The organism is Salinisphaera sp. G21_0 (assembly GCF_017744115.1).
Lineage (GTDB): Bacteria > Pseudomonadota > Gammaproteobacteria > Pseudomonadales > Endozoicomonadaceae > Endozoicomonas.
The window spans coordinates 1-595 of record NZ_JAGHQW010000253.1 but is presented as its reverse complement, the minus strand read 5'-3'; the positions used below and the strand labels follow the sequence as shown (position 1 = coordinate 595).

Here is a 595-nt window from a genome sequence, read left to right as displayed (position 1 = left end):
AGCAGAATCACTAGTTTCAGGCGTGGATGGTCGTGTTTTGTCTGCGCCAGAAAACGTCTTATTGCTGCTTTTTCACAATCATTTTTTGTGGAACCATCCTGTCGGCAAATCGCTTCCGGCGCTAAAGGAATGACGGTTTTTCTGGGCGGATGGATGATACAGCCGCCTATAGTATTGTGGTAAAAGGTTTGATTTTTCTTGCCCTCGTTTTTAATACAGCAGTCATCACATCGGCAGGTTCAATAAAAGAGGCCAGTACCATGAATAGGAAGCAGATAAAGATCTTGGATGCTGTCAAAACATTCTGACACTGTTTTTATCCAGTAAGAAGCACTGAATTGCCTGACATTTTTCTGAATAGCCGTACCCATGACTGACCCGACGACAACGATTGAGTAACATACAATTTCTGGCGAAGAATTGTGCGGGCATGATTTTTTTACCTATTCTGCATCTCATGTAGCTGTAGTGCTTCAGGATTCGTCGGGAATTGCTGTGACAACTGGTTTATCCTTGCAGGAACTCTTCAAGCCAGTCATGGTGGTTGTTGACCCGTTCTGACCCGGTCGCAAATAAATCAAAATCCGGCGACAAT

The 595-nt window shown here is 44.0% G+C and carries 1 protein-coding gene; it reads left to right on the top strand.

The window, feature by feature from the left end:
• Positions 1-149: 149 nt before the first annotated feature.
• Positions 150-308: a hypothetical protein gene (locus J7439_RS25920; RefSeq protein WP_209204939.1), complete on the top strand. Its 159-nt coding sequence runs from the start codon at positions 150-152 to the stop codon at positions 306-308.
• Positions 309-595 lie beyond the last annotated feature (287 nt).

What these genes read in the sequence shown, in the direction of transcription:
- J7439_RS25920 (WP_209204939.1), top strand. Translation starts at nt 150, where the DNA reads ATGGATGATACAGCCGCCTATAGTATTGTGGTAAAAGGTTTGATTTTT.